At 44.9% G+C, this 7,739-nt stretch carries 9 protein-coding genes; 4 read left to right on the top strand and 5 right to left on the bottom strand.

What is annotated here, in order from left to right:
• Positions 1–143 precede the first annotated feature (143 nt).
• From HY035_12100 to HY035_12090, 3 genes are all read left to right on the top strand, one after another.
• Positions 144–986 carry an alpha/beta hydrolase gene (locus tag HY035_12100; protein MBI3379122.1) on the top strand — a complete coding sequence of 281 codons (843 nt, stop codon included), beginning with the start codon at positions 144–146 and terminating at the stop codon, positions 984–986.
• A 175-nt stretch (positions 987–1,161) separates the two neighbouring features.
• The gene (locus tag HY035_12095; GenBank protein MBI3379121.1) at positions 1,162–1,380 is read left to right on the top strand and encodes a hypothetical protein; all 219 of its coding nucleotides are present in this window, start codon (positions 1,162–1,164) and stop codon (positions 1,378–1,380) included.
• A 5-nt stretch (positions 1,381–1,385) separates the two neighbouring features.
• A complete protein-coding gene (locus tag HY035_12090) occupies positions 1,386–1,664 on the top strand; it encodes a type II toxin-antitoxin system RelE/ParE family toxin (protein MBI3379120.1) in 279 nt (92 codons plus the stop codon).
• Here the strand turns inward: HY035_12090 and HY035_12085 are convergent.
• From HY035_12085 to HY035_12075, 3 genes are read right to left on the bottom strand one after another with little or no spacing between them, the layout of a single operon-like run.
• Positions 1,653–2,627, bottom strand: coding sequence for a TIGR01212 family radical SAM protein (locus HY035_12085; protein MBI3379119.1), 975 nt, complete (start codon positions 2,625–2,627; stop codon positions 1,653–1,655). The genes HY035_12090 and HY035_12085 overlap by 12 nt on opposite strands.
• The gene (locus tag HY035_12080) at positions 2,620–2,895 is read right to left on the bottom strand and encodes a type II toxin-antitoxin system YafQ family toxin (protein MBI3379118.1); all 276 of its coding nucleotides are present in this window, start codon (positions 2,893–2,895) and stop codon (positions 2,620–2,622) included. Before HY035_12080 ends, HY035_12085 begins: the two co-directional genes overlap by 8 nt.
• Positions 2,895–3,155, bottom strand: a complete 261-nt coding sequence (locus HY035_12075; GenBank protein ID MBI3379117.1) for a type II toxin-antitoxin system RelB/DinJ family antitoxin — start codon at positions 3,153–3,155, stop codon at positions 2,895–2,897. Before HY035_12075 ends, HY035_12080 begins: the two co-directional genes overlap by 1 nt.
• A 109-nt stretch (positions 3,156–3,264) precedes the next feature.
• On the opposite strand from HY035_12075, the gene HY035_12070 reads away from it, so the two are divergent.
• Positions 3,265–3,684 carry a peptide chain release factor-like protein gene (locus HY035_12070; protein ID MBI3379116.1) on the top strand — a complete coding sequence of 140 codons (420 nt, stop codon included), beginning with the start codon at positions 3,265–3,267 and terminating at the stop codon, positions 3,682–3,684.
• Between the two features lie 38 nt (positions 3,685–3,722).
• Here the strand turns inward: HY035_12070 and HY035_12065 are convergent, their stop codons facing one another.
• Both HY035_12065 and HY035_12060 read right to left on the bottom strand, forming a co-directional pair.
• On the bottom strand, positions 3,723–5,852 hold the full coding sequence (locus HY035_12065) for a bifunctional (p)ppGpp synthetase/guanosine-3',5'-bis(diphosphate) 3'-pyrophosphohydrolase (protein ID MBI3379115.1): 2,130 nt from the start codon (positions 5,850–5,852) through the stop codon (positions 3,723–3,725).
• A gap of 98 nt (positions 5,853–5,950) precedes the next feature.
• Entirely contained in the window at positions 5,951–7,687 is a 1,737-nt protein-coding gene (locus HY035_12060; GenBank protein MBI3379114.1) for a DHH family phosphoesterase, read from the bottom strand.
• Positions 7,688–7,739: the final 52 nt, after the last annotated feature.

Here is a 7,739-nt window from a genome sequence, read left to right as displayed (position 1 = left end):
GTTGTGCAGTTTACTTCGCTACTAATAAGAATCATAAGCCGGAACTTCTTAAATGGTGGAGTTGGAAAGATTGGTAAAAATGCATAACCCGGCGTTCGAGAGGGACGCGCCAAAAGCGGCGCGCCCCTCAACTTTACGTTAGCATGTTAAAGAAGACATATCTCATATTATTGATTTCCGTGCTCGCTATATCGGCATGCGCCTTTGATAACAGGGCCATCCGAGGCGGCGATGTAGTTGATAAATACAATATTGGAGAGATAAATCTTCCTATTGAAGAAGTGATCTATAAGAACATTGACGGCTCCATACTTTACGCATGGTCTATTAAGAAGGCAAATCACGACCGGCTACCGACAATTATTTTTCTGCACGGCTCCCGAGGAAATGTTTTTGATTACTTGCCTGTGATAAGAAACCTGTATCAAAATATTGATGCCAATATCTTTGCTTGCGACTTTCCTGGCACAGGCGCAAGCAAAGGAAAAATGGGCTTGGAGAACTCGTATCAAATGACCATAGCAGCAATTGATTATTTAACAAATGAGAGAAATATCAGCCAGGATAGAATTGTACTCTATGGAGCTTCCATGGGGGCTTCGCTTGCCTTTTATGGCGCATCAAAACGTGAGCATGTCTTAGTCATTGTTGATTCCGGAGTAACAAGTGCAGGCGATTATCTGAAAAAATATACTCTTATCGGTTTGCCGGACTTTCTCATAGGGCTATTCGGTGAAAATTTCAATAATTATCCTCTCGTTAAGAGTCTGAAAAATCCAAAACTTATTTTGCATGGCAAAGAAGATAGGTTCATTGATATCAAATACGCTCAGAGATTATATGAACAGGCTGCGGAGCCAAAAGATTTCTCATGGGTGAAAGGAGATCATGTTCTGTTCGGAAATACGGACAATTCAAGAGAGCTATCAAAAAAGGTCCGCACTTTTATTGAAGCACATATCCCAGAACAAGGCATGGAACAATAATGCTAACAAAACGCTCAAGAGGGACGCAGCGATAAAGCCGCCGCGCCCCTTAGCTTCGCGTTGGGCCACAAATTACAAATACCCATCAAATACCTGCCGCGGCAGCAGCGTAGAGTTGCATTTTGCTGCAAATTGAATTAAAATAGTTGCAAATACATGATATGGAGGCGCTGCTATGGCGACAGCTATTAGAATATCGGAAGAGTTGATTGGTGATGCGAAAAAATTCAGCCGTATAGACCACAGGTCGTTAACCGGCCAGATTGAACATTGGGCTCGCATAGGCAAGTGCGCGGAAGAAAATCCGGATTTGCCCTATAATCTTATCAAGGAGATTTTGATTGGAATAGAAGAATTAGAGCAAGGCGCTAAATCAGAGTATAAATTCGGATAAAGCGCATGAAAATATACCAGTCAAGGCTGTTCGAGAAAAAAGCGAAAAAACTGCCCAAACGAGAAAAAGAGATATTAGACCAGGAGGTAAGCAAAATAGCAAACAATCCCTCTATCGGAGATGAAAAGAAGGGAGATCTCAGGGGGATATTCGTCCATAAATTCAAGATTAAAACAATGGCGTATCTGCTTGCCTATAGGATTATTGAAAAGGATTTGGAATTAATTATGATTGGGCCTCATGAGAACTATTATCGGGACTTAAAAAATTATTTAAAGAGCTGATAAAGGGGCAGTAACCCCCTGCCCCTTATACTTCTTCCCCTGAAAGGTATCCCTTTGAATAAACCTCTGCTGAATGTCTTTTGTAATCTGATGCCTGCTCCTGTCCCATCTCGGCGCAATAAGTATGTCGTCAGGGGCTGTTGCAAAGAGCCGCTGAAGAACAATATCAGGAGAAAGCCTCTCTATGAAATCCACAACAAAATTCAGATATTCTTCATATTCAAATGTATGAAAAGGATTTTCTTTATACATCTGCGCCAGCGAAGTATCTTTTATGACCTGAAGCTGATGTATCTTCAAGAAATCAAGGTGAAGCCCTGAAACCTCCTCCGCCATATTGAGCATTTCTTCTCTTGTCTCTGTTGGAAACCCCACAATCAGATGCGCGCCAACAAATATCCCTTTGCTCCGCGTCAGTGAAACCGCATCAAGGAAAGTTTTATAATCATGCCCCCTGTTTATGAAACTGAGTGTTTTTTCGTATATGGACTGAAGCCCGTATTCTACAAGGATAAAATGTTTCTCTGTTAAAGATTCAAGCAATGCGAGTTTTTCACTGTCTATGCAGTCAGGCCTCGTGCCTATGGCAAGGCCGATGACTGCGGGCTCGGCAAGGGCTTCTTTGTAAAAGATTTCAAGTTCTTCAACAGGCGCATAAGTGTTTGAATACGGCTGAAAATATGCCAGAAATTTGCTGACTCCGTATCTCCTGCTGAGATATGCAATGCCGTTTCTTAACTGCTCTTTTACTGACATCGTGGGCTTGCATGAGCCGGGCCTGAAGCTGTCATTGTTGCAGTAAATGCAGCCTCCGAAACCGAGGCTGCCGTCCCTGTTCGGGCACGTAAAGCCAGCGTCAATGTTAACCTTATAAACAGTTGCCCCGAACTGCTTTTTCATGTACTGTCCGAATGAGTTATATCTCTGTTCCATGTTATTCCTTAATGCTATGTCATTACCCAAAAAGCCCAGAGTGGCTGCCGGTTCTTACAAAGGTAATAGTTTGCTCTTTTATATCCACCTTATAAACAAGCAGCCAGTCAGGCTCTACATGACATTCTCTGTGGCTGATATGGCTGCCTGTCAACTTATGGTCTCTATGCCGCTGCTCAAGACTTTCCTCGCGTGCAAGCATTCGCATAATTATTTTTAGTTTTTCTATATCCTTGCCCTGCCGGATCATCAGTTCAAAATCTTTTTCGAACTTGTTTGTGGTTTTCACATTTAGCACTATACGCCCATCTTTTTGAAAAAGTCATCAACGCTGTCATATGTGGTCAGGTTCTTCCCTTCATCCGCATCCTTCATCGCCTTCAGAGTGGCTTTATTGGGAATCCTTACATCGAATGGCAAGCCCTTGCGCATTTTGACCTGGGCTAAAAACAGATTTATAGCCTCTGATGTGCTTATCCCTAATCTCTGAAATATTCTTTCGGTATCTGCCTTTACGGCAGGCGTGGTCCTCGCCCTTATCATCGCTGTCTTGGTCATACTGCAACCTCCATTGTTTTTTATTCTTATATTGTAGCACAAATGAGATACGCTTGTCTTTCCAGTGGAACTTTCTTATTTATTGCCGAACAGATGTTATACTATGTGCATGATTGGGAAATTTTCTGTCAGCGCTGTCAAGGAAAACACTCTCAGGGCAAAGATGCTGGCTCTTAACATCCGTGAAACTGACATAGAAGAGTCTTTTATCCGTTCAGGAGGAAAGGGCGGGCAGAACGTGAACAAGACCTCCACATGCGTTTATCTCAGGCATATCCCGACAGGGATTGAGGTTAAATGCCAGAAAGAACGCGCGCAGTCTCTTAACCGCTATCATGCAAGGATAATCCTTGTTAAAAAAATAGAACAGCTGATAAAAGGCAGGGAAAGCGAAGAAAAAACGCGGATAGAAAAAATCCGGCGCCAGAAGAGAAAGCGTTCAAAAAGGGCCAAGGAAAAGATGCTCACTGAAAAAAGAATCGTATCTGAAAAGAAAAGGCTCCGCTCTAAGATTGTCTACGACTCGTAGAGATACTCATGATATTTATGCATAATCGCCATGCCCGCTTATCTTTTCACCCTTAATACGCCGTCCATTGACGCTATCTTCTGTATAATGGCTGCAAGCTGTTTTTTGTCCCTGACCTCAACAATGAACGTAATCTGCGCTTTCTGGTCAGGAGTTGAAATTGCCTGAAGCTGACTGATATTGACATTCTCGGATGACACAAGCGTGCTGAGGTTGGCAAGCACACCAGGCTTATCCACTGATTCAACCAATAACCTTGCAGGATATCTTGCTTCGCCATCCTGTCTCCACTCAACATCAACAAGCCGCGCATTATCAACTGCAAGCCTTTCAAGGTTATGACACTTCTTGTTGTGGATTGTCACCCCCTTGCCCCTTGTAATAAACCCTACGAGGCTGTCTCCGGGCACAGGATAACAGCACTTCGCCGTATGGTAGAGGATGTTGTCTATTCCCTTTATGCTTATCCCTTTCTGCTCTGCTGAAGGCTTAACAGGTTTTAGAGTAACCTCTTCCGCAGGTTTTTCAGGCATCAGTTTATTTATTACCTGATGCGGTGAAATTTTTCCGAATCCTACTGATACAAAAAGCTCTTCAAGTGAAGACACTCCCAGAGACTTTGCCGCTTGCAGTATCTCATCGGATTTCATGAGCGCATTGCTCATGTTATGTTTTTTCAGCTCGCTTTCCAGAAGTTTGATGCCAAGCTCCACACCCTGCGTCCGCTCTTCTGTATTTATCCACTGTTTTATCCTGGTCTTTGCGCGCTGCGTTACAACGAATTTCAGCCAGTCCCTGCTCGGCTTGTGCGTCGGAGAGGTTATTATCTCCAGCGTATCGCCGTTTTTTAGCTGGTATCTCAATGGCACAATCCTGCCGCCAACCTTTGCGCCTACACATTTGTGTCCGACCTGCGTATGGATGCTGTATGCAAAATCAACAGGGGTTGAACCTGAGGGAAGTTCCTTAATATCGCCTCTGGGAGTAAAGACATAAACAACGTCAGGCACAACAGCCCCCTTTACCTCTTCAAGAAAATCCTTTGCATCGGGAAGCTCTTTCTGGGACTGCACCAGATCTCTGAGCCAGGCGATATACCTGCTGTCTTTTTCAGTGAGAGCGCCTTTTTCTTTGTATTTCCAGTGGGACGCTATGCCCTCTTCCGCAACTCTGTTCATATCAGCAGTTCTTATCTGGAACTCAACCCTCTCGCCCTTAGGCCCGATTACTGTGGTGTGCAATGACTGATACATATTTGATTTCGGGACGCCGATGAAATCCTTGAACCTGCCCGGCACAGGCGTCCAGAGCGAGTGGATGATGCCCATGATTGCATAGCAATTGGCTTTTGTGTCCGTGATAATCCTGATTCCAAGGACATCTTGTATCTGCTCAAATGTAATGCCCTGCTTCTGCATCTTCTGATAGATGCCGTAGGAATGTTTTATCCTGTATGAGGCCTTCCCTGCTATATTTTCCTCTTTGAGCCTTGTCTCTATTTCCTTCACAACCTCTCTGAGATAAACTTCCTGTTCCTCTTTCCTCTTTGCAATCTTCTTTACAATCTCTTCGTACAGTTCCGGCATCATGAATTTAAAGCTGCGGTCTTCAAACTCCGTCTTCAGCCAGCCAATCCCGAGCCTGTTTGCTATAGGCGCATAAATATCAAGCGTTTCAGCGGCAATCCTCTTCCTCTTTTCTTCAGGGAGGTGTTCCAGGGTCTTCATGTTGTGAAGCCTGTCGGCAAATTTTATGAGTATTACGCGCACATCCTCTGCCATTGCCAGAAGCATCTTTCTGAAATTTTCCGCCTGCGCCTCCTCCTTTGTCATGAACTCCATCCTGCTTAATTTCGTCAGGGCATTTACAAGGAATGAGACGTCATTCCCAAAATGGGATTTCATGTCTTTTGCCGTTATGGTTGTGTCTTCGATTGTGTCGTGGAGAAGCCCTGCGGCAATAGTGGTTGTATCCATCTTCATATCCGCAAGAATAGATGCGACAGCGAGGGGATGTTCTATATACGGGGAGCCTTCTATCCGTGTCTGATCGCCGTGAGCCTCGCTGGAAAAGATATATGCTTTTTTCAGGAGTTCAACATCTGCATCAGGGTTGTAAGAAAGCACTTTTTTTATTAAATCGTCAATCGTTACAACATCTTCAGCCATGAGTTTATTATACACCTTGCAGATAGTTCACCGTTCACGGTTCACTGTTCACGGCAAAAGATGTATTTCTGTGAACTGTCAACTGTGAACTTTTGTTTCTACTTGCTTGGTCTTATTGCCTTGAGGCTTAACTGGAGATAGCTGTTTCCGTTATATTCATTAAGCGCCGGAGTAAATACAGCATCTACTGCGCCGGACACTTCTGTGCTTCCCATATCAAATCCTATTACATCCACTGAATGCGCGCCGTGTTTTAGTTTCATTTTCAGGTGATTGTTGCCTACTATCCTTGGATTGACAACCTCAAGTTTTCTGGCTGCAAGGAACGGTTCTTTATTAGAGTAACCCACCGGCTCAAGCATTGCAATCTCCCTGATAAGGCCATGATTAACCTCAGAGAGCGCCACATCCGCATCAATCTCCAGTGAGGGGACAAGATCTTCTTTAGACAGAGCGGTTTCAACTATGCGCTGCATCGCCTTTTCAAAAAGCGGGATGTTTTCAACCTTAAGCCTTACGCCTGCTGCCTGCCTGTGTCCTCCGAAAGACAGGAGGAATTCTTTGCATTCAGCAAGTCCGCTGCACAGATCAAAAGAAGGAATGCTCCTTCCGGAGCCTTTTGCGATTCCATCCTCTATGGAGAGGATAACTGTGGGGCGGTAAAATTCCTCTGCTATCCTTGATGCGACAATACCGACAACGCCCTGATGCCATCCCTCTCCTGAGAGCACTATTACACGTTCGTCATGCGCACCCTGTAACGCCTTGCGGGCTTTTTGATAAACCGCTTCTTCTATTTTCTGTCTCTCAGAGTTCAGTTTGTTAAGCCATGAACCGAGGTCTTCCGCTTCTCCTTCCGTCTCTGACAATAAAAGACGGACTACATCACTGGCATCAGAAATCCTGCCTGCCGCATTTATCCGCGGTATCAGGGTGAAAGATAAAAGCCCGGCTCTGAGCTCTCTTTTATCAAGGCCTGCTGCGCTTTTGAGCGTCCTTATCCCCTGCCTCCGTCCTTCATGAATAAGCTTCATCCCTTCTTTCACAAGAATTCTGTTTTCTCCTGTGAGAGGAACAACATCTGCCATTGTGCCGATTGCTGCAAGGTCTAACAAATCGTTAACCGCGAACTGTGAACTGTGAACCGTGGATAATGCCTGTGCAATCTTGAATGCCAAACCTGCGCCTGAGAGAATTGAGAGCGGAGAACCGGAAGATGAAAGTTTAGGATTTATTACTGCAACCGCCTCAGGAAGCAAATAGCGCAGTAGCGCAGTAGCGCAGTAGCCTTCTGCTCTACTGCTCTGTTGCTCTTCTGCGCTGACAACCGGTTCATGATGGTCTGTTATAATGACGTCAATCCCTTCCTTCTTTGCGCAGGCAGCGGCGTCAAAAGATGTTATGCCGCAGTCAACAGTGATTATGAGGGTTGCTCCAAGTCTCTTTGCCTCCTCCACAGCGACAGGATTAAACCCGTATCCGTGAGCAATCCTGTCGGGGATAAAATAATGGACCTCTATCCCGGATGTCCTGAGCGCATGAACCATTATCGCAGTTGCAGTAAGCCCGTCAGCATCATAATCGCCATGAACAAGAACAGTTTCGTTAGTATCGGCAGCATGCTTTATTCTCTCAACCGCAGTTTTTACGCCGTCAATTTCAAAAGGGTCTGAAAGGCCGGAGATATGCGGGTTCAGGAAGTCATTGATTGCCTGCGGCGTCTTTATCCCCCTGCTTACCAGCACCTGCGCAAAGGCAGGAGAGACAGAGACAGCCTTTGACAGATACTTGATATAGTCGGGATTGGTCCTGCTTACAAGCCATTTTCTATGCATAAATCCGTGATGCGTAATCGCTTATTCCTTCAAACTCATCGCCCATTACGCA

Source organism: Nitrospirota bacterium (assembly GCA_016195565.1).
Lineage (GTDB): Bacteria > Nitrospirota > Thermodesulfovibrionia > Thermodesulfovibrionales > UBA1546 > UBA1546.
Note: the sequence above shows the minus strand (reverse complement) of the source record. Positions and strands in the feature narration are given on the sequence as shown.

Coding starts and splice junctions, on each gene's coding strand:
- HY035_12100 (MBI3379122.1), top strand. CDS start 144: ATGTTAAAGAAGACATATCTCATATTATTGATTTCCGTGCTCGCTATA.
- HY035_12095 (MBI3379121.1), top strand. CDS start 1,162: ATGGCGACAGCTATTAGAATATCGGAAGAGTTGATTGGTGATGCGAAA.
- HY035_12070 (MBI3379116.1), top strand. CDS start 3,265: ATGATTGGGAAATTTTCTGTCAGCGCTGTCAAGGAAAACACTCTCAGG.
- HY035_12090 (MBI3379120.1), top strand. CDS start 1,386: ATGAAAATATACCAGTCAAGGCTGTTCGAGAAAAAAGCGAAAAAACTG.
- HY035_12060 (MBI3379114.1), bottom strand. CDS start 7,687: ATGCATAGAAAATGGCTTGTAAGCAGGACCAATCCCGACTATATCAAG.
- HY035_12065 (MBI3379115.1), bottom strand. CDS start 5,852: ATGGCTGAAGATGTTGTAACGATTGACGATTTAATAAAAAAAGTGCTT.
- HY035_12075 (MBI3379117.1), bottom strand. CDS start 3,155: ATGACCAAGACAGCGATGATAAGGGCGAGGACCACGCCTGCCGTAAAG.